Origin of the sequence: Pseudomonas turukhanskensis (assembly GCF_027922365.1) — a bacterium.
Classification (GTDB): domain Bacteria; phylum Pseudomonadota; class Gammaproteobacteria; order Pseudomonadales; family Pseudomonadaceae; genus Aquipseudomonas; species Aquipseudomonas turukhanskensis.
Genome location: NZ_BSFN01000004.1, coordinates 88,264 through 112,229 on the forward strand (window position 1 = coordinate 88,264; position 23,966 = coordinate 112,229).

A 23,966-nucleotide genomic window follows, 5' to 3' on the forward strand; every position below is an offset into this window, starting at 1 on the left:
AGTGACACCAGAAAGACCACCAGAGGAATAACAACAATGAGCCTTTATCGAGCTTTCGCCGTTCTATGCCTGTGCTTTACTTCCCTCAGCGGCTCGGCGCAAACGGCCCCTGCGCCGGATGCCTACAGCGCCGACACCCAACGCGCCAACGTCTTGCTGGCCAAAGCCGTTGCCGACTACAAAGCCAAGGGTGATGCCGCCCTGGCCGAGTTCAGCCGCCAGGGTGCCTATGTGGACGGTGAGCTGTATATCTATGTGGTCGACACCTCGGGCGTGATGCTTGCCAGTGGTGGTCCCTCGGTTTCGCTAGTCGGCAAGCAGGTCGTCAACGCCCTGGACGACGACCTGAAAAAAGCCTTCCAGCAAGCCATCTCGCAACCCGAAGACGGCACCGTACACAGCGCCGAATACCGCTGGTGGAACTGGCAGCACGCGAAGGTCGAACGCAAACGGGTGTTTTACCAGCGCGTCGGCGAGCGGGTGATTTCCGTTGGCTACTACATGCCGCGCTCCAGCCCCGAACAGGCCAAGCAGCTGTTGCAGACGGTTGCCGAGCACGTGCGCAGCGACCCGAAAACCACGTTCGTGCGCATCAACAAACACGATAAGAAGCTTAATCAGGACGACCTGTACGCCTTTGTCGTCGACCTGAAAACCAAGCGCTTTATCGCCCACGGTTTTCTCCCGCGTCTAATCGGCACCGACTTCAAGGCTCTGCTCTCCACCGACGGCAAACCCATTGGCGAGGAGATTCTCAAGCTGATGGCAGACGGCGAAACCGGTGAAATCGATTACCTGTGGCGCAACCCCATTACTGGCCAGAACGAATACAAGAAAACCTTCCTGCAACGGGTGAATGGCTATGCCGTGGCTGTCGGCTGTTACACCAACCAGTAATTGAGCAGGGATTGCGCGCATGACTGATCTGATTCTGTTGCACGGCGGCCAGCATGGTTCGTGGTGCTGGGCGCCCTTGCTGGCGGCCTTCGAAAAGCAGCCTTCGCAATTCGCCCGGGTGCTCACCCTGGATATGCCCGGCTGCGGCACCAAGCGCGGCCGCGATGTGACGTCGCTGTCGCTGAATGATGTGGTGGCGGAGCTCAACCAGGACCTGCGCGACCTCGGTGTGCGCCAAGGTGTACTGCTCGGCCATTCCATCGCCGGTGCGCTGTTGCCGCTGATGGCGGTTGGCGCGCCGCAGTTGTATCGCCACCTGGTGTACCTGACCTGCGCCTTGCCGGGCGAGGGCCAATCCATCCTTGAGCAACTGGGCAGCACGCTTCACGGCGAAAGCCCCGACCATGTCGGCTGGCCGCTAGACCCTTCCAAAGCCACACCGCAGGAAATGGCCGTGGCCATGTTTGGTCAGGACCTGAGCGCCGAGACCCTGGGCTGGTTGTTGAGTGAAGTGGCCCAGGACGCCACGCCGCCAAGTGTGGCAACCGAGTCGATTACGCGCACCGGTTATGAGGGGCTGGTACCGGCCACCTATATCGTCACCCTGCGCGACAATATTCTGCCTGCCGCCTGGCAACGCCGATTTGCCGAGCGGGCGGGGGCGAGCACCGTGCTCGAAATCGACACGCCGCATGAGCCGTTCGTATCGCACCCGCAGCTGCTCGCGGATGTCATACGGGGCCTTGAGCTGCCCCTGTGACCGCGGTCGGCGCGGTGAACAGCAGCGAGGCCGTACGCACTAACCTGCGGATTCTGTCGATCATCGGCTTCAACTTTATCTCCTACGCCTGCAGCGGCTTACCGTTGGCAGTGCTGCCCGGCTACGTGCTTAACGATCTGGGCTTGTCGTCGGTGATCGCCGGAGTGGTCATCAGCATCCAGTTCTTCGCCACGCTGCTGGCCCGGCCACTGGCCGGAAGCGTGGCCGACCGCTACGGCGCCAAGCGCTCGGTGCTGTGCGGTTTCATCGGCTTGATGCTCAGCGGCAGCCTTACCACGCTGGCAATTGTTCTGCATGCCCAGCCGTGGTTGGGCGTGCCGTTGCTGCTGGCCGGGCGACTGGTGCTGGGCGTATCCACCGCGATGATCTCCACGCCGGCCTGCACCTGGGCCATCGGCCGCTGCGGTACGCCCAGCACGGCGCAGGTGATGTCGTGGAATGGCATTGCCGCGTATGGCGGCACCGCCGTCGGTGCGCCCCTGGGCGTGGTGCTGCGCAACGGGTTTGGCATTGTCAGCATCGGGCTGTGCACGGTGTTGCTGGGGTTTATTTTTCTGCTGATTGCCCTTGGTAAACGCCCGGCGCCCCTGGTGGCCGGCGTGCGACTGGCCTTTCACCGCGTGTTGGTGGCGGTGATGCCCAATGGTCTGGTGCTGGTCTGCAGCTCGGTGGGCTACGGTGGGCTGACGGCCTTTATCGCCCTGTATTTCGACAGCCTTGGCTGGCAGCACGCCGCCTACTGCTTGAGCGGCTTCGGCGCCGGGTTTATCGCCGCGCGGTTGAGTACATCGGGCATCTTGCACCGCTACCGTGGCTACAACGTGGTGGCCGGCTGCTTGCTGATTCAGAGCCTGGGCATGTTGCTGATCTGGCTCGCGCCTTCGCCTGGGCTGGCGATTACCGGTGGTGTGCTCACGGGCGTGGGCGTGTCGTGGGTGTATCCGGGGCTGGCGGTGGAAACCCTGACCCGCACACCTGAAGCCAATCGCAACTCGGCGCTTAGCGCGCTGTCGTTGTTTTTTGATGTGGCGGTCGGCATGGCGGGACCGATGATGGGCTTGGTGGCATCGGGCCTGGGTTACGCGCAGATTTTTCTCTGTGCGGGTTTGATGTCTTTGGGAGGATTCTGTCTGGTGTTGATGTTGTGCCGCCAAACGGCGAACGCAATGAACTGACTCATGGGCCGAAGACCGCTGTCGGCCCATGAGTCAGGGGTGATGAACGCGCCATTCGGGCCATGTCTATCACCTGGTCATGTACTGCAAAGCCCCCGGAAACCTGCATGCACCCAACCATCCGGGTGATGCAGGTTATTGTCGCGTCAGGGCAGGGTGAACAGCACCTTCACCGAGCTATTGACTGCCGAGCTATCGACATAGCCGATGGCATCGGGTTCAGCGGCTACTTTGGTTACCACCTCGGCGTCGCCGGCTTCTGAAGGCAACGGCTGGCCCTTGCCGGTGAACACCAAGCCCGACCAGTATGACTTCAGCTGGGTTTCGCTCTTGCTGGCGACGCCGGCGTAAAATTTTTCTTTGGTGCTATTCCAGTCTTTTTGGTCAACGCCACGCATTGACTTGTCCTTTCCCAAAAATATATTCGCCACTTCCCCTTGGGTCGGTGCTTTGGCCGACCCGGGATTGACGATTACCGCGACTTCCGCCTGTACAGGCGGAAGGGCGAGGCTTAGCAGGCTCATGGCGAGCAGGTTTCGAGCGAAATGATTCATGAAAGCTCCTCTCAGAATACGAAGTCAGCGCCGATGCTGACTATGTCGCCGTCGAACGTGGGCTCGGAGGTGTTGTACGCCGGAACGAAACTGCCGTTGTAGTGATTGGTGGACTCGACGCGCTTGTATTCGCTTTTCAACGTGATGTTCGCGTTCACGCTGTAATTGAGGCCAAAGGCCCACGAAGAGTCGCGACCGGCATCACTTTCGTCATGCTGTGCGTAGGTAACGTGCGGTAGGAAATCGCCAAAGTGGTGGCCGACCATAATGTAAAACGCATCATGCTCACTGATCGGGCTGCGACGATTGATGACCTCGGCGTTGGTCACCCACGCACCATCGTCGAACTGATGGCCCAGGGACATGAATTTTCCTTTGAATTCGTCGCTGTGGTCCACGCTGAGCGTCGACTCGGTGTAGCTGTAGCGGAAGGTCCCGAGGGATTCTGTGGCCAAACTTACGCTGCCTGTCAGCAGCTTCTTGTAGTCGGCGTCCAGGCGATCATCGAGCGCATGAATAAAAATGTTGCGGTTCACCGCCTGGCCGTAGCTGGCTTGCAGCGCGACGGTGCCCAGCGAGGTGGGGAGGTTATAGAGTACGTCCGCGCCCTCGTAGTTGGAGATCGGCATCTGGCTATACACTTCGTCAGGCAGGCGAAGCCATGGGTAGCTGTAGCCGACATCCAGCGTTTCGGAAAACATAAAGGCATTAGGCCGTAGACGGCCTGCGCGGACGGTGAGCTGATCGTTGATCGAGTAGGCCAGATAGGCCCATTCCAGTTGCAAACGCCAGTCGTCCTGTTCGGGCTTGGCCACGGTTTGGACGGTGGCCGCCAACTGATCGGTTACGCCGTAAGTGAACTGCCCACCCAGCTTGGACAGTTGATCACCGCGCCATGAATCTGTGGTCTGGCCGGAAATTCCGTACCCCTTTGCATCTTGTGCCCCCGCAACGCGACTGATCGCTGCCGTGCCGAATCCATTGAGTCGGTAGTCTCCCTGATCCAAGGCGACGGCCGAGTTGCTGGCGAGGCAGATCGCCACGCCTACTAGATTTAACTTGTGCATGTTTGAGACTGCTCCAACTGTTGTTAAACGCGAAATTGGGCAGTTGCCTGGCGTAGATGCTCTCCTGTTTCTACGAGTTGCTCGCCAAGGCGTGCGGTGGCTCCTGCTCCGTCAGCGGTTGCTTGTGCGTCCTGCTGCAACACTTCTGTTTCTTTTTGAATCGATTCGGACAAACCGATCTGCTCTTGGGTGTGGCGGGCTATGCCGGCATTGAGCTCATCGATCTGGGTAACTGTGCGCGCGATGCCTTCGAGCAAACGAGTGGCCTCGATGGAATGCTCGATGCTTTCTCGCGACTTGCTGCCATTGGCGGTCATGACCTGCAGGACGGTATTGGCGCTGGTTTGCAGACGCTGGATGATCTGCTGGATTTCCGACGTGGAGGCGGCGGTTTTTTGCGCCAGATTGCGCACCTCGTCAGCCACTACGGCGAAGCCGCGACCTTGTTCTCCCGCACGTGCTGCTTCAATCGCTGCGTTCAGGGCTAACAGGTTGGTTTGTTCTGCAATGCTGCGAATGACTACGAGAACGGAGCCGACCTCTTGCGTCTCTTCTTCAAGTTTCTGCATCGCCAGAACAGCGCTCATCACGCTGTCTCCCAAGTCACTGATGCCGGTCGCCAGATTGCTGATGTTCTTCTGCGCGGCGATCGCCTGGAGCGAGGCTGAACCGGCCTCATCAGCGGCCTGGCGCGAACGTTGCGCCACCTCGTGAATGCTGCCGGTCATGGTATGGATATCGCGGTTTATGGAGTCGGTGTGCGACTGCTGCGATTTGGCGTTTTCTTCCGAGCCCTGAGTGAGCCGATACAGCTCTTTGGAGCAGCCGCCTATGGGCGTGGCGGCATTGATGATTTGACGAATCGTGGCTTGCAACTTGCCCAGAAAGTCGTTGAACAACTGGATCATCTTGCCGATCTCGTCGTTCGAGCCAACACTCAGTCGGCGGGTCAGGTCGCCCTCGCCACTGGCTATGCTCTTCAGTGAATCAATCACGCCCCGCACATTGGTCATGATGCTGCTCGTCACTGTCCAGGCACACAGCGTTACCAAAACCAGAAGCACCACACTGAGCGCGATTCCAACGCGTGTGGTGGTTGCGTTGGCTTCCCGGGTTTCCACCAGGGTTTGCGCAAATTCTCCATAAACGGAATCGCGAAACGCATCGGCCAGTTGCTGCGCGGTGGCGAGGTCTTTGGCCATGCGATCCAGGTCCGGACGCAAATCGTCGAACGAGGCGCTGCCACTGATGAGCTTGCTGGAGACGGAGGTAGCGTTTTCAGCGTAGCGATTCACCGCCGCGCGCCAATCCTCCAGTTGTTGGCGACGCCCCGGGCTGTCGAGCAGCTTTTCGATTTCTGACTGACGATCCCTGACATTGCGCAGTACGCCATCGGCCTCGTTCAGCAGATTGCTTTCACTCGCTGCAACCGCGCTATTGAGCAGGCCCGGAACACGTGAAAACTGGAAGATCGCCGCGTCTGCTCGTTCCAGTGCCGGATGACTTTTGGTCTCTAACGCCTGCAAGCGGGAGTCGGTACCGGAAAGCTGATACGACGTATAGCCGACATAGAGAACAAGCCCGAACACCGCAACGGCCGGGGCGAGAAAAAGCTTCAGGGTCAGCGGGAGATTTTTGAGCATGGGTTCGGCACTGGTGATGGCGAAAGAAACGAGCGCCTGCACCTTAGCCGCAAGAAAGTGATTCTGGAAGACTTGAACAGAAAAATAAAATGTGTCTAATTAGGCGTGCGTGTTAGCTGGCTCGATGGGCCGTGTAAGAAACCAACTGACCGGACGCTGAAATGCAGCGGGGGATTGAAGCCCCGCTGGGTGGCGTGGGTTTCGTGTGTTCACCGTCGGTAGTCGAAGTGATCGTTTGCCTGGTATCGCTGTTTTAATCCGTAACGACCATGAAGCTAAACCCGGACTCGGTGGCCGTTTCAAACGAAGAAACTACAGCGGACTCGAACGCCTCATTCCCTTTCCAATGCTGCCGATCGTCTCCGTTCACCGTCGGTTGCCAAAGGCCCGAAATCCAGGCTGTCATGTACAACGATCAGGTCGCAATCGTTGGATGAATTCGGGTGTGGTAGCGGAGATAGACAGATTCCCGTGCTGGCGGGCGCGGCTATGCAGGAGTTCACCGCAGGGCTTAACTCCAAAGAGTTGACGAGACTGGAGCAACTGCTGGACAAGATGCTGGCCTAACCGCTGGTTTGAGAGCGGTATTTGCGTTATCTATGCCGCACACCTCCCAATCCGACCGCGTCGGGCAAGGAAGAGTCGGGGAGGGGAGGTCCTTCATAAAATAGCTCGTCATCGGCGCTTGGCATGCAGGAGACACTCTCTGGATTCCATCCGGCGCTCGCTCCACGGCGGCCGAGCTGCAGTCTGCTGTGTGACGTGAGCCGCCCGGGCCAGTACTCGCCGTAACTAGGGGATAAGTCCTGAATCCGTATCGCTCCACCCAATAGGATTCCCCAGCGAATCCAGCGTGTCGCACATCAGCGGAATGCCGTTGGCGGGATTGATATCGAAGCTAGAGTAATTCCCTAGTCCCGCAGTGGTGCAACTCATTGGAAGTAGCGGAATATCGAAAGGCTCATCGGGCTCCCATAATGAAGCCATACGACTCAGTTGGTCATCTGTTGCGAGCGGCCCGAAATCCAGACTGTCATGCACAACGATCATCTCTCCAATCGTTGGATAAATCCTGGTCTGGTAGCCGAGGCTTGGAGCCGGTTGGCGGAGGCTCATCGCAAAATTGGCGATCAGGTTTTTTCAGCATGACAATTTCCTCAACTTGAATGTCCCAGAATCTGGGTGCCAGATTGGTCTGGCATTTCCAGTTTCCAGCGATTCTGAAAACTGCAAGTCGAGGTCAGAAACGTCCCCTGAGTGTCAGATCTCCGTCGTTTTTTGACGGGGAGAAACGCGGGCGGTGTTGGGGTAAAAATGAGCTAATTTGAATAGCCCTAGCAGGTACCAGACAGCGCAAATCTGATATCAATCGGTGTGTTTGGCTGAGTACTCACGTGTGTGGAGCCCGCATGTATCGTACTCATAGACCCCCAGGCCTTTGGGTTGCCCTTGGGCCTAGCGATGCCGTCAGCACCATCACCGGACAGGTGGCAGCCCATCAGTGCTGAGCCATCAGGACGTCGTGGTAGAGCGCCAAGGGCCGCACAAACTCAAAACCCTGTCACAGGCATGCCTGAGTAGTGCAAGTGCACCAGCTTCCATCCGTCACTTGTCTTTCTATAAACATGGGTTTCGCGACCTGCCATGCTGACTGCTTTATTGTCCTCTATCACCGTCGCATTCAGCTTCCAGTAAAATTCCACTACTGCCGTATTATCAAATATATAAACCGCTGGTTTTCTCTCGTCTGTCACCATTCTCAAGTTTCGGTCTTTCAATACGGCATATATCGGCGCATAGAAGTTGGTCTTGATGTCATCAAAGCCTTTTTGATGGCCGCGGATATTGATGTTGGATACCTGCGGGCTGTGCTCCCAAAGTTTGTCGATGAGTTCAGGGTGAACATCCCCTTCATTCACGCTGCGGGTATAAATACGCACCATCTCAAGCACTTGCTCTGTTTCATTCGCTGCGCCCGAGCGGCTGCCATTATCAGCGTTCATGCCTTTACCACCCATTTGAATATAGTTTTCCACGGCGTTTTCATCCTTTTCAGCGTTAGCAAAAACCAGCGCGGAAGTTGTAAAAACAAGCGCTGCCACAATAATTTTCTTCATGTTGTTTGTCTCATCGACGGTTCCAAGTTGCATCTGATTACGTTGATGTGTCTCGAACTATTGGAGCGGCGCGAGTGGTGTCGGAATTACCTGATAAGACTTGGGCGGGAGTTTTTGCCCGGTTATTTGAGTGTGCTTCTCGGTATAACTGACGCCGTACAGGTTTTTCATGTTTCACCCATTACGCAGGTTGGGAGTACCTGAGCGTACTCGTCTCTGTTTTGCCAGCTATCGGCCTCCGGCTTTCTGGTAGTGCCCGTATTCAGTGTCTTCAGTGGGGTGGTTCTACGATTGTGGGAATCGGGCTACCTCGGCCACCTTTCGCAAGGCATGCTTATTGCTTTGCTAGCAATGAATAAATCTATAGCTAGCACATAGAGAGCGCCGCGCCATGCATGCCACTTCCACCCGTGCCGTCATCTGCACGCCTCACAGTCAAGCCAGCGCTGCCGGTATGCGGGTTCTTGACGCTGGCGGCACCGCCATCGATGCGATGTTGGCCGCTAGCGCCATGCTGGCCGCCGTGTTTCCCCATATGACGGGCCTGGGTGGCGATGCCCTATGGATGATCCATGACCGCCAGGTGCGCACCATCGTGGGTATCGGTCAGGCCGGGCAGCGGATGCCTGAGGGCGGGGCGATCGCCGTGCGTGGGCCTGCCTCGGTGGCCACCACGGCCGGCGCGCTGAAAAGCTGGGAGGTTGCCGCGACGATCAGCCGCCAGCAGTGGGGTTCGAAAATGGGCTGGGCAGATGTGCTGGAAGACGCCGCCTATACCGCCGCGGCCGGTGTGCCGGTGTCGCAGTCGCAGTTGTTCTGGCAAACCATGCGCCTGCCGCTGATTGCGCAATTGCCGGATTTACACCGGCTGAGCACCATCGACAACCGTTGGCTGCGCGAGGGCGATACGCTGCGCCAGCCCGAGTTGGCCAATACGCTGCGCCATCTGGCCAGGCATGGCGTGGAGGATTTTTACCAGGGCGAACTGGCGCAGGCATTCGGGGCTGCGTTTGATCGGTTGGGTTGCGGCCTGACGACGGCCGATCTGGCAGCCACCCGTGCGCTGGAAGTGGCACCGATTTCAGTGCGCTATCGCCGGGGCCGGCTGTATAACGTGGCGCCGCCAAGCCAGGGGTTGTACACCTTGCAGGCGATGGCGGCGTTGCAGCACAAGCCGTTGGCGGCGGCCGGCAATGGCAGCGCGCTTTACTACCACTACCTGGTTGAGGCGATCAAACAGGGCCTGCTGCGGCGCAATGCGCAACTGTGCGACCCAGTAAGCCGGCCGTGGGATGTTGCCGCCAGCCTGGAGGACGCTTCGGTGCAGGCGTATGCCGCTGCGATTGATGACGAGCAAGCCGCACCGTGGAACGAACCGGGCCGCCCAGCCGATACGGTGTGGATGGCGGCAACGGATGCTGAAGGCCGTACGGCGTGTCTGATTCAGAGCCTGTTCCATGATTTCGGCTCTGGCTGCGTGCTGGGCGATACCGGCGTGTTGTGGCAGAACCGCGCCGCCGGCTTTAACGCCGATGGGCAGCATGTGAATGGCTGGGCGCCGGGCAAACGGCCGGCGCATACGCTCAACCCGTCGTGTTACCTGGCCGATGATGGTCGGCGCTGGTTTTTCGGCACCCAGGGCGGCGATGGGCAGCCGCAAACGCAGATGGTGTTGGCCACGCAATTAATCGACTTCGAGCAGCCCATCGACAAGGCGCTGGAGACGCCGCGCTTTCTGCTCGGTCGCAGCTTTTTCGACAGCACCGACAACCTCAAGCTCGAAGGCGATATGCCGCTTGAAACGGTCGCGGGCCTGGCAAAACTGGGGCATGAAGTGGAAAGCATCCCGGCGCGCAGCCCGATGACGGGCCATGCCGGGGTGATTGCCATTGATGCCGCCGGCCGGCGCAGCGCCATGCATGATCCTCGCGGCGAGGGCACGGGCCTTGGTCAGCCCGATTGAAGTATTTACCGGCTTCGGGCCTCTGGCGGATAATGCCGCCGCTTGCCCGCCAGCCGCAGCCTCGTGCGTTGGCATGGGGCGTTCAGCACAGCAGAAGGAAGGATAGGGTTGAGCACTGTCACCGCCAAACAGCTTGAAGTGGAACGCATCGTCGACAAGCTGTTCAAGGCTATTGCCCAGCATCGCTTGCCGCCTGGCACCCGCCTTATCGAAGCGCATATCGTTGAAAGCCTGCAGGCCAACCGTAACCATGTGCAGGTGGCACTGCAGCGCCTGGCCATGCAGAAAGTGGTGACCATCGAGGCCAATCGCGGTGCCATGGTGGCGCAGCCAACGGCCAAGGAAGCGCGGGATATTTTCAGCGCCCGCCGTGCGGTGGAACGGGCGATTGTCGAGGCGATTACCCCGGCCATCATGCGCAAGAATCGCCAGCGCATCGCCAGCCATATGAACAGTGAGCGCAAGGCCACCAATGACACCGACCGCCGCGCCATCGTGCGCGAGCTCAGCGAGTTTCACCTGCTGCTGGGCGAAATCAGCGGCAACACGGTGCTCAGCGACATTCTCGCCAACTTGATGGTGCGCAGTTCGTTGATTGTGGCGCTGTACCAGCGCGGTGACGTGCCGTCCTGCGCTTCGGACGAGCATCAGCAGATCATCACTGCCCTGGAAAATGGCGATAACGAGCAGGCCGTGGCAGTCATGCTCGAGCACCTCGATGAACTGGAAGATCAGTTGGCGCTGGAGCAGGGCGCGCCCGAGGAATTCAATCTCAAGCAGGCGTTAAGCGACTGACGCCGCTGGTGTCAGCAACTGGCCGGCCGGTCGGCTGAATGTCTGTTTGCCCCCTTTGAAACCCATGAGCGGTGCGCTGATTTCAGCGACCACCGCGGCCTTGGAGTGCGCGTCGAATACGATAAAGTCGGCGCGACAGCCCGGCAGCAAACCGTAGTCTTTCAACCGCAACAAGCGCGCTGATTCACTGGACACCCAGGCCAGGCACTGCGTCAGTTCCACCTGGGTGCCGAGTTGGCTGACGTTGGCGTACAGGTTGGCCTGGCGAATCAGCGAGGCGTCGCCGTAGGGCGTAAAGGGGTTGCCGATGTTGTTGGTGGACAGCGAGCAGGTGACCCCGCAGGCGTGCAACGGCGCTAACGGCGCGAGGCCGCGCGGTTTGTTGTGGAAGGTATCGCGGGCGGTGAGAAACAGGTCGGTGCTGGGCAGGCAGGTCACCTGCACGCCGACGTCGGCCAGGTGCAGGCCGAGCTCGATCAACGCCGGTTTGGCCAGCGTCGACAGCTTGGTGACGTGGCCGATGGTTACGCGGCCGCCCCAGCCATGCAGATAGGTGCAACGTGCCACTTCATTCACGGTCATGCCTTCCGGGTTGAGGTCAAAATCCAGGTGCAAGTCCAGGTCGCAGTCGTAGCGCACGGCCAGCTCGAACAGGCGCTGGATGTGCCCATGCGGGTCGCTGTCCATATACGGGCAACCGCCGAGCACCGTCGCGCCGTTCTCCAGGGCGTAACACAGCAGCTCCTCTGTGCCGGGGTTATCCAGCAGGCCTTCCTGGGGGAAAACACAGAGTTCCAGGGTGATGGCCCAGGCGTAGTCGGCCTGCAAACGGCGGATGGCGTTAAAACCGATCAGGCCGATTTGCGGGTCCAGCTCGACGTGGGTGCGCATATGGGTGGTGCCTTGCACGATGGCTTTTTCCAGCACTTGGGCGCCGCGCTGGTACACGTCTTCCTCGGTAAAGGTGGCCTTTGCTGCGCGGGTCTGGGCAATGGCTTCACTGAGCGTGCCTTCGTGCAGATGGCAGCGCTGCATGATGCAGGCCTTGTCCAGGTGGATATGGGTTTCGATCAGGCCCGGCAGCAGTAAGCGGCCTTGCAGGTCGAGGGTTTGCCAGTCGCGGGTGGCCGGGCCGAAGGCTGCCACAAAATAGCCGTTCTCGACGTACAGCTCGGTGGTGCCAGTGTCGTCGCCCAGCCGGGCATTGATGATGTTCAGGGCACTCATGCGCTGGCCGCTTCGCCGAGGTAGGCCGCGGCCAGTTCCTTGTCGTTCTGCAGCTCGGCGGCGCTGGCGGCTTTGACGATGCAGCCGGTTTCCAGCACATAGGCGCGGTCGGCCACTTGCAGCGCCAGGTTGGCCATCTGGTCGACCAGCAGGATGGTCACGCCTTCATCACGCAGGGCGGCGAGGGCGTCGTACAGCTCGCCGATCATGGCCGGCGACAGGCCGAGCGACGGTTCATCCAGCAGCAGAATTTTTGGCTTGGCCATCAGCCCACGGCCCACGGCGACCATCTGCTGTTCGCCGCCGGAAAGCAGGCCCGCCGGGTTATCGATACGGTCACGCAGGCGCGGGAATCGGGCCAGGATCGCCTCGATTTCCGCGTCGGTGTCTACGGCATTGCGGCGTGAATAGGCGCCCAGTAACAGGTTGTCGCGCACGCTCAAATACGGGAACACCTGACGGCCTTCCGGCACCAGGGCCAGGCCCTTGCCAGCAACGCTACTGGCGCTGGCCAGCTCGATATTTTCATCGTCCAGCAGAATGCTGCCGCCACTGGCCCGGTGCAGCCCGGCCAGGCATTGCAGGATGCTGGATTTGCCCGCGCCATTGGCGCCGAGAATGGCCACCAGCTCGCCCGGGTTGACCACGATATTGACCTTGTTGACCACCGGCGAGGCGCCGTAGTCGATCACCAGATCCTTTACGTACAAACGCGCATCGCGGCTGCCGTCCCACAGTTGTTCGCGCGGGGTGGCCTGGTATTCGGTGCCGCCGAGATAGGCAGCGATCACCTGCGGGTTCTGGCGAATTTGCGCGGGCGGGCCGCAGGCGATGGGCTTGCCGGCGTCAAGCACCAGCAGGTGTTCGGACACCGACATCACCAGGGCCATATCGTGCTCGACCAGTATCACTGTCAGGCCAAAGTCGGCGAGCTTGCGCAGCAGCAGCGCCAGGGTGTCGGTGTCTTGGCGGCTCAGGCCGGCCGCCGGTTCATCCAGCAGCAGTACTAACGGTGCGGTGGCCAGGGCGCGGGCGATTTCCACCAAGCGGCGGTCGACATGGGGCAGGTCGTCGGCGGCGATGTTCACTTCGCCGCGGTAGCCGACCAGGGCCAGCAGATCCAACGCGAGGTTGCGCTGCTGGCTGCTGGACAGGCTGAACGGCAAGCCGAGACGGCCTTTCTGCATGGCCACCAGCAGGTTGTCGAGCACCGACATTTCGCCGAACAGCAGGGTGGTCTGGTAGGTGCGGGCGATACCGGCGCGGGCGCTTTTCCAGGCGGGCAGGCCGGCCAGGGGCTGCTGCAACTCAATCTGGCCGCTGTCCGGCGCGTAGAAGCCGCTGATCATATTCAGCACCGTGGTTTTGCCGGCACCGTTGGGGCCGATGATGCTGGTGATGCTGCCGGCTGGGGCCTGCAAGCTCACATGCTGCGCGGCCTGAACGCCGCCAAAGCGAATGCCGATATCGGTCACCTTAAGGCCGGTGGCCGGGCCACGGCTGCGCAGATGGGCGGCGATGCGTTCGTGGTTGATTTGCGTCGGTGGCAGCAGGCGCGCAGGTTTCAGCAGCCGTTTGGCCAGCGCACCGAGCAGGCCGTTGGGCGCGATCCACAACACCAGGAGCAGCAACGCCGAGAAAATCAGCAAGCGGTATTCGGCAAAGTTCGACAGCAGCTCGGGCACCAGCACAATCAGCAGCGCGCCGATCAAGGGCCCGAACAACATGCCGCTACCGCCGACGATCACCGCCAGCACAAACAAAATGGACTGGGAGAACGGGAAGGACTCCGGGTTGATAAACATCAGCAGCGGCGCAAGCAGGCCGCCGGCCAGCCCGGTAAAACCAGCCGACAAGGCAAAGGCCAGGGTTTTGCTGATTACCGGGTTGAAGCCCAGCGAGCGTGCGGCGATTTCGGAGGCTTTTACCGCGCGCATCGCCATGCCCCAACTGCTGCGGCTAAGGCGCTGGTAGAAGAGCAGGGCGCCGATCATCAGCGCACCGGCCAGCAGGGCCAGCAGTATGGATGGGTCGAGGCCGGCAAACTCGGGCATGGGAATACCCATCAAGCCGTTGGAGCCGCCGGTAACGTCACGCCATTCGATCAGGCTGTGGTGCACCACAAAGGCAAAAGCGATGGTGATCATTGCCAGGTACGGACCGCTGACGCGCAGTGCCGGAATGGCCAGCAAGGCGCCGATCAGGCCAGTCGCCAGGCCGGCGACGGGCAGGGCCAGCCACAGCGGCCAGCCGGCCAGGGTGAGCAGTGCCGACACATAGGCGCCGATGGCGTAGAAGGCGATATGGCCGAAGGAAATCTGCCCACTCAAGCCAATCAGAATGTTCAGGCCCACACCCACCACCGCCGCCAGGGCGCAGAGGGTGAAAACCAGCAGGGAGTAGCTGTCGAGGGTAAAGGCCAGGCCCACGCAAACTGCGCTGAGCAGGGCGATAAATACCGGAGCGGCGAGGGTTTTGATTGGGCTCATACTTTCACCAATGCCTGGCTGCCGAACAGACCGTTAGGGCGTGTGGCCAGTGCCAGAATCACCAGCGCGAAGGTCACGATCTGGGTAAACGCCGAACCGAAATACAAGGTGATCAAGGCTTCGGCCAGACCGAACAACAGGCCGGCGGCAAACACACCGCCGGCGCTGGTAATGCCGCCGAGAATGGCCACGGCAAAGGCTTTCAATCCGAACAACATGCCCATCTCGGCGCTCACGCTGAACAGCGGCGCGATCAGTAAACCGGCGATGGCGGCAAACACCGTGGACACGGCAAACGCAATCGCCACCACGCGGTTGACGTTAATGCCCATCAACATCGCGGCCTTCGGATTCTGCACGCAGGCTTCCAGCACCTTGCCCAGGCGCGTGTAGCGGCGCACCAGAAACAGCACCAGGGCAATCGCTGCGCCGGCCAGTGGAATGAGTAGCTGCTGGGCGCCGACGTTGCTGCCGAACAGGTCGATATTCAGGTGCGCAAGGCTGCTGTCGAACTGGCGTGGCTCCTTGCCGAAGGTAAACAGCGCGAGGTTGTCCACCAGAATGCCGGCCGCCACCGTCGCCATCAGCCAGGCCTGCGAACCTCGGCTATGGAAGGGCCGCACCAGGCAGCGTTCGATCACCAGGCCATACAGCGCGCACAGGCTCAGGGTCGCCGGCAGGGCCAGCCACAGTGGCCAGTTCCAGGTAATGCTGAAGGTGTAACCCAGCACCGCGCCGACCATCATTGCGCTGCCTTGGGCAAAGTTGACGGTGCGCGAAACGACGTAGGTGAGGTGAAACCCCAACGCCAGTAACGCGTACATGCTGCCCAGGCCAAGGCCGGAAATAATGGCGGCGGTGAACATGGCTTACTCCTTGGCCTTCAGCGGAACGATCTGGTCGTTGACGAAGTGGGTGAACAGATAATCCTCTGGGCCGAGGGCGTCATGCTTGGTGGTGGTGAACGGCTGCTGGTAGTGCTTGATCAGACCGTCGTAGTCGCCGATGGCGTAGAAGCCGTCGCGCACTGCCTTGCCCTCGGTGCTGCCGGCTTTCTCGATGGCCAGGGCGGCGAGGTGCAGGGCGTCGTAGGCGTTGGCGATACCGACGGCAGGGGTTACGTCGGCCAGGGTTTTTATCTGCGGGTAGGCGGCTTTCAGCGCGGCGAGCAGGGCATCGCCTTTGGCGCTGTTGTGGTCGGTGAACACGTAGGTCTGAATAAAGTGCACGCGCGAGGCATTCGGCCCGGCCAGCTCACCAAAACGCCCGCCCGCCGGGCCCCAGTGCGACACCACCGGCACGTCCCAGCCCATGCGGTCCAGCGACTTGACCACCTGCGCCGACGGGCCGACGTTGCCGACCATCAGCAGGGTGTCGGCACCGGCGTTTTTCAGGCGGGTAAGCTGCGGCACTACGTCCAAATCGCTGTCCTGAATGCGCTCGACACCGGCATTTGCCAGGCCGCGTTTTTCCAGGGCGCGCTTGAAGCCGGCCTCGTTGGACTCGCCCCAGGGGTTGTTGATCAGAATCATCCCCGGCTTTTTCATGCCGTTGTCGACGCCGTACTTCACCAGGGCTTCGTCCACCAATTCATCGACGGCCGATACGCGGAATACATAGTTATCCGCCGCGCCGTTTTCGGTGATTTTCGTGCCCGCCGCCCAGATGCCCATAAACGGAACTTTCATCTGGTTAGCCAGCGGCACGATGGCCAGTGACACCGGCGTATCCAGGCCACCAAACAGCACGGTGACTTTCTCGCGTTGCACCAGTTCGCGGGCGGCGAGCATGCCTTTGGACGGGTTGCTTTCGTCGTCGCGGCGCACCAGTTCCAACTGACGGCCGAGCACACCGCCCTTGGCGTTGACCTCGTTGATCGCCATGGTCAGGCCACGGGTCAGGGCTTCGCCCGACTTGGCCGACTGGCCGGAAAGCGCAGCGACCAGGCCGACCTTGATCGGCGGCTCGGCGGCGTGGGCGCCAAGGCTAAAAGAGACTGCCGCCGCCAAAGGCAGTAGCAGGCGTTGCAGCGTGGGAAATCGAGCGGCCATCGTTATTCTCCTGATTGCTAGCATTTGCATATTTATTGCTAGCAAGTACGATGCCAGTCATGCAGGCCCGTGAAATGGCGGTCTCTGCGGCTTAGCGCCTCTGCCTTTGCGCAAAAGTGAGGCGGCCTGCACCACGCCGAGGCGTTCAAGGTTTCTTTGGATCAGGAGTTTTATCGATGTCGGAAATAAATGACGCGGTACAGATTGTTAGCAATTTTCTCGAGGCCTCAATGGCGCCGGACCCGGTTCGCGCGGCGACCTTTATGAGTGCTGATGTAAAAATTACCTTCACCGGGGGCCGGGTGATGCCCAACCCGCAGGCGATCACCGCCTTCAACGGTGCGCGCTACACCTGGGTGAAAAAGGCGTTGGGTAACTTCGACTGGATGGATCGCGGCGATCACACCGTGGTGTATTCCAACGGCACGCTGTACGGCGTTTGGCCCGACGGCCGCAGCTTTTCCGGTAACCGCTACCTGGACCGCTTTGAAGTGCGCGACGGCAAGATCACCCATATGGATGTGTGGAATGACAGTGCGGAGTGGATATTGGAGCCGGGGGTGAGCAAGGCGTGAAAGGCCGAACCATAGGAATGTGGTTCGTTCCGGGGCCTTGAAGTGCACGAGGGCGTCACCGCGCCATTACCAATTCTCAGGTGGCTGCCGGCGGGTATGAAACACTCGCAGTACCTGCAAGCGACCATCGCGAACCCGGTATGGAATGAGAAAGGGGTGATTCACCATCGGCCATTCACGCGTGCCGGGTAACCGTCCTTCTCGTCCCATGCTGGGAAACTCCGCGAGCCGTTGAACATCGGCCATCACAGCCTGAACGAAATCGCTAGCGGCTTGAGGATTGTGCTCCGCGATATAGGTGGCTTCGCTGTCCAGGTTCTTGAGTGCTTTGCGCAGCCACTCAATTCGCACGCTTCGTCCACTTGCCAACGGTCGCGGCTACTTCATCTTCAGACGCGAAATCGCCGGCGTCGGCCTCGGCAATGGCCTTTTGGAGTTCGACGATCTGCCAGGCTTCTCTGGAGAGGTATTCGCGCAAAGCGTCGAGCGCTAAAAATGACTTGGTGCGCCCCGTCGCTTTGGAGAGTCGGGCGAGCGTGTCTTCAATATCGTCCGGCAGACGAAGCGACATCGTGGGCATAGGCAACTCCTCAGCTGTAGGAAGGTGTGGTTTAAATACTGCAGAAGACTACGTTGTAATACAGCTTGTCTCAAGGAGGCCGGCCTGGCGTTGGTCGGTTTACCAAGCGGTTTTCACACCACCTCGAACCCCAATCCCGCGTGCAGTCTTAGCCGCTCGATAAAACGCTGATCAAACACCGTGGCCGGCGTCCAGAAACCGCCGCCTTCACTCCCTGTCTGCGGTTGATCCAGTGCCAAGCTAATTGCCGCCTGCCCCAGCATTTTGCACGTAGAGCCGTAACCCGGATCACGGTCACCGGTGACCTTCACATTCAGCACCTGGCCCGTTGCCGAGCGCCCGACAAAGCGCAGGTCATACCGCCCGGCCCGTTGTGCTTCAGGGCTCGGCCCTTCGCCTGGTTTGGGCAACACAAAGCGTTCGAGCAGCTTGCGAATCGGCGCAATCATCACCCCGAGCATAAAAAAGCCCAGGCCGAAAACGAACGCGAAAGCCGTCAGTCGCCCTTTGAGGCCAGGCCCGGTGAGGGTGGCTTCGTTGTAGGTGAAGGAGCTGCCGTAGGCGTTGCCGGAAAGCGCATTGGAGCGGTGCACCACGCGCTCGTTGATGGCGGCCATCAGGAACGGGCCGGTCCATACGCCGAAGTCATTGTCGTATTCCACGCCGCGCACCGCGTGTTGGCGGGCGGTAAAGCCATGGCCGGGCGGGCAGATGGAGTAGGGGTTCATCAGCTCTTTGCGCAGGGCCGGGTCGGCAGCGGCTTCCTGAGCGACGTTGATGATGCTGGCGATGGTGCCACCGGACGCGCCGCCCTTGAGGGTTTTTACCCGCATCTTGACCTGCGTGGCCGCCTGGCCCCAGTGCTGCTGCGCCTGCTGCTGAAGGAAATACACGCCCATGTCGGACGGCACCGAGTCGAAGCCGCAGCAATGCACGATGCGGGCGCCGGATTGTTTGGCGGCGGCTTCGTATTTGTCTTGCATGCGTTTGATCCACTGCACCTCGCCTGTGAGGTCGCAGTAGTGGGTACCGGTCTCGGCGCAGACTTTTACCAATGGCTCGCCGTAGAGGGCGTAAGGGCCGACGGTGGAAACCACCACGCGGGTTTGGCTACACAGGGTTTGCAACTGCGCTTCGTTGGCGGCGTCGGCAATCAGGCTGGGTAGCGTTTGCCCGGCCGCCCCCAGGCTGCGTTTGAGCTCGTCGAGTTTGCGTGCCGAGCGACCGGCAATGGCCCAGCGCAAGGTGGGTGCTTCCAAGGGCAACTGTTCAGCCAGATAGCGGGTGAGCAGTTGGCCCACAAAGCTGGTGGCACCGAATACGACGAGGTCATAGGCAGGGGAGGTCATGCAGTTCTGTCCGGGTAGGTGATCGGGTTGGCGGCGATTCGTTTTAACTCGCAGCCCGATTGACCTTAGCCGAGCAATCAATGCTGGGCTTGGCAACCGCGGCGTTAGAAGAACACTTCTACCGGCAGGTTGAAGCGTTCTGCCAGCGCCCGAATATGGCGAACATTCAACTGCCGGTTGCCAGCGAGAATCTCTGAAACCACTGACTGCGCACCAATTTCCGGCAAGTCGCTTTGCGACAGTTGGTGTTCTTGCATCAGATAACGAAGAACGTCTGCGCCGGTTACCTCTGGCATGGGGCGGTGCGCTTCGTCGTACGCTTCGAGCAGGCTGCCGATGTTTGAAGCCAGGCTTGCCAGCGGGTGGTTTTCGTCGTCGCCGATTAGCGCGAGCAACTCATCAAGCACGGCGGTCAGGGTGTCGTAATCATCTTCGTTATCGGGTTTTGTCAGCAGCGGGGCGACGTATTGCCAGTGTTTGCTGGCCTGTTTGAGCAGTGCAGACATGCTTATTCCCTCCACTTGCCTTTGTCGTATTCACAATGGTCTAGCACGTGCTGGATAAAGAGCTTCTGGGCCCGGTATTGCACGATCGCAATCAAGCGCAGCTTGTTGCCGCCAATGTCGAAAACATGCTGAGCGCCAACCTTGTCGGTCGCCGGGAACACCCGCTTCATCTCGGCGAAGTCGGTCGGATTGCCGGCCTTGATGAGGCGGTACCACGTATCCAGTGCGTTCGCCGCCATCGGCCATTTTGCCTTCGCCAGCCAAATCCTTTTTTGTGTAATCACATGCATGACCGTACCCATATCGCATTTTGCTATGGGGAAGCTAATTCGTCACGTAAAATATAGCAACCTGCTATGCGTGGATTTGGGAAAAGTCTCTCGGCCAATGCCGACTGCGTCTCTACACTATCCCCATCTTCCACGCCGAGCCCTATATGGACATCGAACTCGCCCGCACTTTTCTGCAGATTGTTCGCAGCGGCAGTCTGGTGGCTGCTGCCGAGCAGCTGCACGTCACGCAAACGGCCATTACCGCCCGGGTACAGAACCTGGAGAGCCAGCTGGGCTGCAAGCTGTTTGTGCGAAACCGCGCCGGCGCCAGGCTTACGGCCGATGGCGAGGCTTTTGTGGTGTTCGCCAATCAACTGGTACAAACCTGGGAAGCGGCGCAGCGGGATCTACCGCTGATGACGGGCTACCGCACAGTGCTGCGCGTGGGCGGTGAGGTGAGTTTGTGCAACCCGCTGATGCTCAGTTGGGTGCAGCAGCTGCGCGCACAGATGCCAGGCTTTGCGGTGCGGGCGGAGATTGGCGATGGCCAGGCGTTGCTTAAACAGCTGGAGCTGGGTGTGCTGGATGCCGCGCTGGTGTATCAGCCGTCGTACTGGCCGGGCTTGCAGGTGGAACAACTGCTGGAGGAAAAGCTGATTCTGGTGCGTCAGCCGCAACAGCCCGAGCCGTATGTGTATATCGACTGGGGCGAGGGCTTTCGCCGTCAGCACGATGCGGCGTTGCCGGAAAAGGCCAAGGCGGCGCTGGGGTTTAACCACGGGCCGCTGGCGTTGCAGTACATTCTGGCGTCCGGCGGCAGCGGCTATTTCCGCACGCGGGTGGTGCAGAGTTATCTCGATAGCGGCGCGCTGGAACGGGTGGAGAAGGCCCCGGAGTTCAATTACCCGACGTACCTGGTGTACGCCCGCGAGCGTGACAGTGAGGCGTTGCAGCAGGCCTTTGCCTTATTGCGCGAGGTGGTGCGCAGCGGCGCCGATTGGTCGCAGCGCTGGGACCCCGCTTAACCCAGGTGCATCAATAGATCGCGGTGCAAGGCCGCGATCAGGTCGGTCTGGGTGACGATGCCCAGCAGTTCGCCTTTGTCCAGCACGGGCAGGCAGTGCAGCCCTTGTTCCGATAGCAGCGGGATCATTTCCACCACATGGGTGCTGCGTTGCACGGCGATTACCGGTTGGCTCATTACGTCTTCCAGCGGCACATCGCGGCGGCGGCCCAACAGGCCGCGCGGGCGTTGGTGGCGACGTTGGCCATACAGGTCGATCAGGCTGACGATGCCGACCAGCCGGCGCTGGGCGTCGAGCACCGGCAGGGTTTTGAGGTGATGGTGTTTGAGCAGCGCCAGCGCCTGTTTGACCGTGGTTTGCGGCGTGGCGGTTTGCACGTCGCGGGACATGATCTGTTCGGCGCAGATCGCGCCCATGCTGCGGCGCAGGGCGTTTTTCTCGGTGGTGCGAATGATCTGTTTGAGGTCTTCGCGCTGAATATCAACAAAACCGCCCAGCTCGTTCAGGGCTTCATCGAGGTCGGCGCTTGTAATGCCCACGCGCTCCACCGGCGAGCGGTCTTGCGTGGCGTGCAGGTTGCCCGCCGGTGCCGGCATTTTCGGATAGCGCACGCCGGTGAGGTTGTTGTAGAGCAGGGCGCAGGCCAGCAATGCCAAGGCGTTGAACAGCGCGGGAAACAGCAGGTGCCAGCCAAGGTTGGTGAGCGCCGGGCCGCCGAGCACCAGGCAGATGGTGAGCGCCGCGCCGGGCGGATGCAGGCAGCGCAACACGCACATCAACACCAGGGTACCGGCCACGGCGATGGCGGCGGCAGCAAGGCCGGGCGGGCAGACGAGCAGGACGCCGACGGCGGCAACGGTGGCAACGGCATAACTGCCGACGATCGACCACGGCTGCGCCAGTGCGCCGGAGGAAACCGCAAACAGCAGCACAGCGGAGGCGCCCAGTGGGCCAAGCAAATGCAGCGCGAGGTCCATGCCAAACAGCTGCTTGCACGCCCAGCTACAGACAAACACAGCCAATGCGGCGCCGTAGGCAGCACGTAGCCATTCGGTGGGGCGGGTATGGGGGTTGGCAGGCAGAAAAGCGGATAACCAGGTGGAGAACATCAGGCAACACAAGCTCGGCAGTTTTGACGGCGGCAGTGTGGCGATGACCTCTATTGATAACTAACGAATAATAATGCTGGTTAAGTGCAATTTTGTTGCTGTTAACCGATTTTTTGCGCATCGATAGTTAAATGTTGCCTTTCATATAGACTTTTAAAATTATGACCGTAATCTAATCCCGTCTAGCCTTGGCTGCACACAACGCCAACCGGCAGAAAAAGCTGCCATTTGATCTGCAAAACGCGATGGAGAAATGCGATGACTCAACTGAACGAAAAGGGCACGGCGCTGGTAACAGGCGCGTCTTCGGGCATTGGCGCGGTGTATGCCGAACGCTTGGCGCGTCGAGGCTATGACTTGCTGCTGGTAGCGCGTGACCAACAGCGCCTGGAAAAACTGGCGGCCAGCCTGAGCGCCGATTACGGCGTAAAAGTGGAAGTGCTCAAGGCCGACCTCACCCAGAAAGCCGATATCAAAGCCGTGGCGCAGCGTTTGCGCGGTGATGTGCATATCAGCGTGCTGGTGAACAACGCCGGGGTAGCGATGGATGGGCCGCTGATCGATGCCGACAGTGACGCCATCGATAGCATGCTCGAGCTCAACATTGCGGCTGTCACTCACCTGGCGGCCGCAGCCGGCGCTAACTTTGCCACTGCCGGCGGTGGCGCCATCATCAACCTGGCCTCGGTGGTCGCTCTGGCGCCGGAAATGTTCAATGCCACCTACAGCGCCACCAAGGCGTATGTGCTGAGCCTGACGCAATCGCTCAGCAGCGAGCTGGGCAAGTTCGGCGTGCAGGTGCAGGCCGTGTTGCCGGGCGTAACCCGTACCGAAATCTGGGAGCGTGCCGGTATCGATGCCAATGGCATTCCGGCGGCGATGGTGATGGACGCCGGCGAGATGGTGGATGCGGCCTTGGCCGGTTTTGATCAGGGTGAGCTGGTGACTATTCCGTCGTTGCCGGATGCGGCTGACTGGGCCGGTTTTGTTGCGGCGCGGCAGAAGCTGGGGCCGAATCTTTCGCACAGTTCGGCGGCAGCGCGTTACAAAGTCTGATCGTCGTGTAAAAAAGCCCGTCAACTGACGGGCTTTTCATTGGGTGAAAATCGCCGCACACGCTACGGGTGCACCTATTTCTATAGGTGCGCGCACCAAAAGACTCCGATCAGTCGCCTTCAACCTGCTTAAGTAACTGCTGCCGGGCGCCTTTCAAGATGCGGTCGGACAGCTCCGGATCGGTCACGCTACGCGACAGCATCAACGCGCCGACCAGGGTCGAGAGCATGGCGATGCTTTGCTGCTCGGCGTCCGGCCCTTGGAGGTGTTCCGCCATTTTGCTCACGCGGCTTTCCACCATGCGGTCGGTGGTAGGGCTGGGTTGGCCGCGCTGGCCGAGTTCCGAGCACAACGTCGGCATCGGGCAGCCCATGCCTGGGTTGGCACGGTGGGTGGCGCTGAGGTAGTGGCGGATAAAGGTTTGCAGGGGGTCGTCGCCGGCAAAGGTCTGGTCGACCGACACGGCGAGTTTTTCCACGGCAGCGCTCAGCGCCTGTTCGACCAGGTCATCCTTGGATTTGAAATGCGCATAGAAGCCTCCATGGGTCAGCCCCAGGGCTTTCATCAGCGGCTGCAGGCCGGTGACACCGACGCCGTCGCGGCGGAATCGCTCGGACGCTTCGTCGATGATGCGTTGATGGGTTTGCGCCTTGTGATCTTCTGAATAACGCACGGCAACAACCTCCGATGACGTGAAATGCTGGCCGTCATTCTAAACCTAGACGGCGCATCTGT

The 23,966-nt window shown here is 60.3% G+C and carries 24 protein-coding genes; 8 read left to right on the plus strand and 16 right to left on the minus strand.

Going from position 1 to position 23,966, the window contains the following annotated elements; translation table 11 throughout:
- The first annotated feature begins 36 nt into the window (after positions 1–36).
- Genes PKE98_RS09035 through PKE98_RS09045 form a run of 3 tightly spaced genes read left to right on the plus strand, consistent with a single transcriptional unit; the run spans position 37 to position 2,853 of the window.
- Positions 37–897, plus strand: coding sequence for a cache domain-containing protein (locus tag PKE98_RS09035; protein WP_271194954.1), 861 nt, complete (start codon positions 37–39; stop codon positions 895–897).
- A gap of 19 nt (positions 898–916) precedes the next feature.
- The gene (locus PKE98_RS09040) at positions 917–1,657 is read left to right on the plus strand and encodes an alpha/beta fold hydrolase (protein ID WP_271194955.1); all 741 of its coding nucleotides are present in this window, start codon (positions 917–919) and stop codon (positions 1,655–1,657) included.
- Complete coding sequence (locus PKE98_RS09045; protein WP_271194956.1) at positions 1,654–2,853, plus strand: MFS transporter; 1,200 nt, start codon at positions 1,654–1,656, stop codon at positions 2,851–2,853. Before PKE98_RS09040 ends, PKE98_RS09045 begins: the two co-directional genes overlap by 4 nt.
- A 146-nt stretch (positions 2,854–2,999) precedes the next feature.
- Here the strand turns inward: PKE98_RS09045 and PKE98_RS09050 are convergent, their stop codons facing one another.
- The 5 genes from PKE98_RS09050 to PKE98_RS09070 all read right to left on the minus strand — a co-directional run bounded on the left by PKE98_RS09050 (position 3,000) and on the right by PKE98_RS09070 (position 8,234).
- On the minus strand, positions 3,000–3,377 hold the full coding sequence (locus PKE98_RS09050) for a phosphate ABC transporter substrate-binding protein (RefSeq protein WP_309298747.1): 378 nt from the start codon (positions 3,375–3,377) through the stop codon (positions 3,000–3,002).
- Between the two features lie 41 nt (positions 3,378–3,418).
- Complete coding sequence (locus tag PKE98_RS09055; protein WP_271194958.1) at positions 3,419–4,474, minus strand: porin; 1,056 nt, start codon at positions 4,472–4,474, stop codon at positions 3,419–3,421.
- Between the two features lie 23 nt (positions 4,475–4,497).
- The gene (locus PKE98_RS09060) at positions 4,498–6,117 is read right to left on the minus strand and encodes a methyl-accepting chemotaxis protein (protein ID WP_271195207.1); all 1,620 of its coding nucleotides are present in this window, start codon (positions 6,115–6,117) and stop codon (positions 4,498–4,500) included.
- Positions 6,118–6,909: 792 nt separating this feature from the next.
- Positions 6,910–7,167 carry a hypothetical protein gene (locus tag PKE98_RS09065; RefSeq protein ID WP_271194959.1) on the minus strand — a complete coding sequence of 86 codons (258 nt, stop codon included), beginning with the start codon at positions 7,165–7,167 and terminating at the stop codon, positions 6,910–6,912.
- Positions 7,168–7,667: 500 nt separating this feature from the next.
- Positions 7,668–8,234, minus strand: coding sequence for a YybH family protein (locus PKE98_RS09070; protein WP_271194960.1), 567 nt, complete (start codon positions 8,232–8,234; stop codon positions 7,668–7,670).
- 391 nt (positions 8,235–8,625) lie between these two features.
- Here PKE98_RS09070 and PKE98_RS09075 point away from each other — a divergent pair, with 391 nt between their 5' ends.
- Both PKE98_RS09075 and PKE98_RS09080 read left to right on the plus strand, forming a co-directional pair.
- On the plus strand, positions 8,626–10,197 hold the full coding sequence (locus PKE98_RS09075; protein WP_271194961.1) for a gamma-glutamyltransferase family protein: 1,572 nt from the start codon (positions 8,626–8,628) through the stop codon (positions 10,195–10,197).
- A 102-nt stretch (positions 10,198–10,299) separates the two neighbouring features.
- Positions 10,300–10,992 carry a GntR family transcriptional regulator gene (locus PKE98_RS09080; RefSeq protein WP_271195208.1) on the plus strand — a complete coding sequence of 231 codons (693 nt, stop codon included), beginning with the start codon at positions 10,300–10,302 and terminating at the stop codon, positions 10,990–10,992.
- Here the strand turns inward: PKE98_RS09080 and PKE98_RS09085 are convergent.
- From PKE98_RS09085 to PKE98_RS09100, 4 genes are read right to left on the minus strand one after another with little or no spacing between them, the layout of a single operon-like run.
- The gene (locus PKE98_RS09085) at positions 10,981–12,219 is read right to left on the minus strand and encodes an amidohydrolase family protein (RefSeq protein ID WP_271194962.1); all 1,239 of its coding nucleotides are present in this window, start codon (positions 12,217–12,219) and stop codon (positions 10,981–10,983) included. The two genes, PKE98_RS09080 and PKE98_RS09085, sit on opposite strands and share 12 nt — an antisense overlap.
- Positions 12,216–14,708, minus strand: coding sequence for a branched-chain amino acid ABC transporter ATP-binding protein/permease (locus tag PKE98_RS09090; RefSeq protein ID WP_271194963.1), 2,493 nt, complete (start codon positions 14,706–14,708; stop codon positions 12,216–12,218). Before PKE98_RS09090 ends, PKE98_RS09085 begins: the two co-directional genes overlap by 4 nt.
- Positions 14,705–15,574, minus strand: a complete 870-nt coding sequence (locus tag PKE98_RS09095; RefSeq protein ID WP_271194964.1) for a branched-chain amino acid ABC transporter permease — start codon at positions 15,572–15,574, stop codon at positions 14,705–14,707. Before PKE98_RS09095 ends, PKE98_RS09090 begins: the two co-directional genes overlap by 4 nt.
- A gap of 3 nt (positions 15,575–15,577) precedes the next feature.
- Entirely contained in the window at positions 15,578–16,759 is a 1,182-nt protein-coding gene (locus tag PKE98_RS09100; RefSeq protein ID WP_271194965.1) for an ABC transporter substrate-binding protein, read from the minus strand.
- Between the two features lie 176 nt (positions 16,760–16,935).
- Here PKE98_RS09100 and PKE98_RS09105 point away from each other — a divergent pair, with 176 nt between their 5' ends.
- Entirely contained in the window at positions 16,936–17,334 is a 399-nt protein-coding gene (locus PKE98_RS09105; protein ID WP_271194966.1) for a nuclear transport factor 2 family protein, read from the plus strand.
- A gap of 66 nt (positions 17,335–17,400) precedes the next feature.
- Here PKE98_RS09105 and PKE98_RS09110 read toward each other — a convergent pair whose 3' ends face one another.
- From PKE98_RS09110 to PKE98_RS09130, 5 genes are all read right to left on the minus strand, one after another.
- Positions 17,401–17,685, minus strand: a complete 285-nt coding sequence (locus tag PKE98_RS09110) for a type II toxin-antitoxin system RelE/ParE family toxin (RefSeq protein ID WP_271194967.1) — start codon at positions 17,683–17,685, stop codon at positions 17,401–17,403.
- On the minus strand, positions 17,675–17,914 hold the full coding sequence (locus tag PKE98_RS09115) for a CopG family ribbon-helix-helix protein (RefSeq protein WP_271194968.1): 240 nt from the start codon (positions 17,912–17,914) through the stop codon (positions 17,675–17,677). The genes PKE98_RS09110 and PKE98_RS09115 overlap by 11 nt, the downstream gene beginning before the upstream one ends.
- A 113-nt stretch (positions 17,915–18,027) precedes the next feature.
- The gene (locus tag PKE98_RS09120) at positions 18,028–19,263 is read right to left on the minus strand and encodes a saccharopine dehydrogenase family protein (protein WP_271194969.1); all 1,236 of its coding nucleotides are present in this window, start codon (positions 19,261–19,263) and stop codon (positions 18,028–18,030) included.
- Positions 19,264–19,367: 104 nt separating this feature from the next.
- Positions 19,368–19,769 carry a helix-turn-helix domain-containing protein gene (locus PKE98_RS09125; RefSeq protein WP_271194970.1) on the minus strand — a complete coding sequence of 134 codons (402 nt, stop codon included), beginning with the start codon at positions 19,767–19,769 and terminating at the stop codon, positions 19,368–19,370.
- Positions 19,770–19,771: 2 nt separating this feature from the next.
- Entirely contained in the window at positions 19,772–20,059 is a 288-nt protein-coding gene (locus PKE98_RS09130; protein WP_271194971.1) for a type II toxin-antitoxin system HigB family toxin, read from the minus strand.
- A 146-nt stretch (positions 20,060–20,205) separates the two neighbouring features.
- Between PKE98_RS09130 and PKE98_RS09135 the strand changes: the two genes are divergently transcribed.
- Positions 20,206–21,066: a LysR family transcriptional regulator gene (locus tag PKE98_RS09135; protein ID WP_271194972.1), complete on the plus strand. Its 861-nt coding sequence runs from the start codon at positions 20,206–20,208 to the stop codon at positions 21,064–21,066.
- Here the strand turns inward: PKE98_RS09135 and PKE98_RS09140 are convergent.
- The gene (locus PKE98_RS09140) at positions 21,063–22,175 is read right to left on the minus strand and encodes an HPP family protein (RefSeq protein WP_271194973.1); all 1,113 of its coding nucleotides are present in this window, start codon (positions 22,173–22,175) and stop codon (positions 21,063–21,065) included. The genes PKE98_RS09135 and PKE98_RS09140 overlap by 4 nt on opposite strands.
- A gap of 258 nt (positions 22,176–22,433) precedes the next feature.
- Here PKE98_RS09140 and PKE98_RS09145 point away from each other — a divergent pair, with 258 nt between their 5' ends.
- On the plus strand, positions 22,434–23,231 hold the full coding sequence (locus PKE98_RS09145) for an SDR family NAD(P)-dependent oxidoreductase (protein WP_271194974.1): 798 nt from the start codon (positions 22,434–22,436) through the stop codon (positions 23,229–23,231).
- Between the two features lie 109 nt (positions 23,232–23,340).
- On the opposite strand, the gene PKE98_RS09150 is transcribed toward PKE98_RS09145, so the two are convergent.
- Positions 23,341–23,904, minus strand: a complete 564-nt coding sequence (locus PKE98_RS09150) for a TetR/AcrR family transcriptional regulator (protein WP_271194975.1) — start codon at positions 23,902–23,904, stop codon at positions 23,341–23,343.
- Positions 23,905–23,966: the final 62 nt, after the last annotated feature.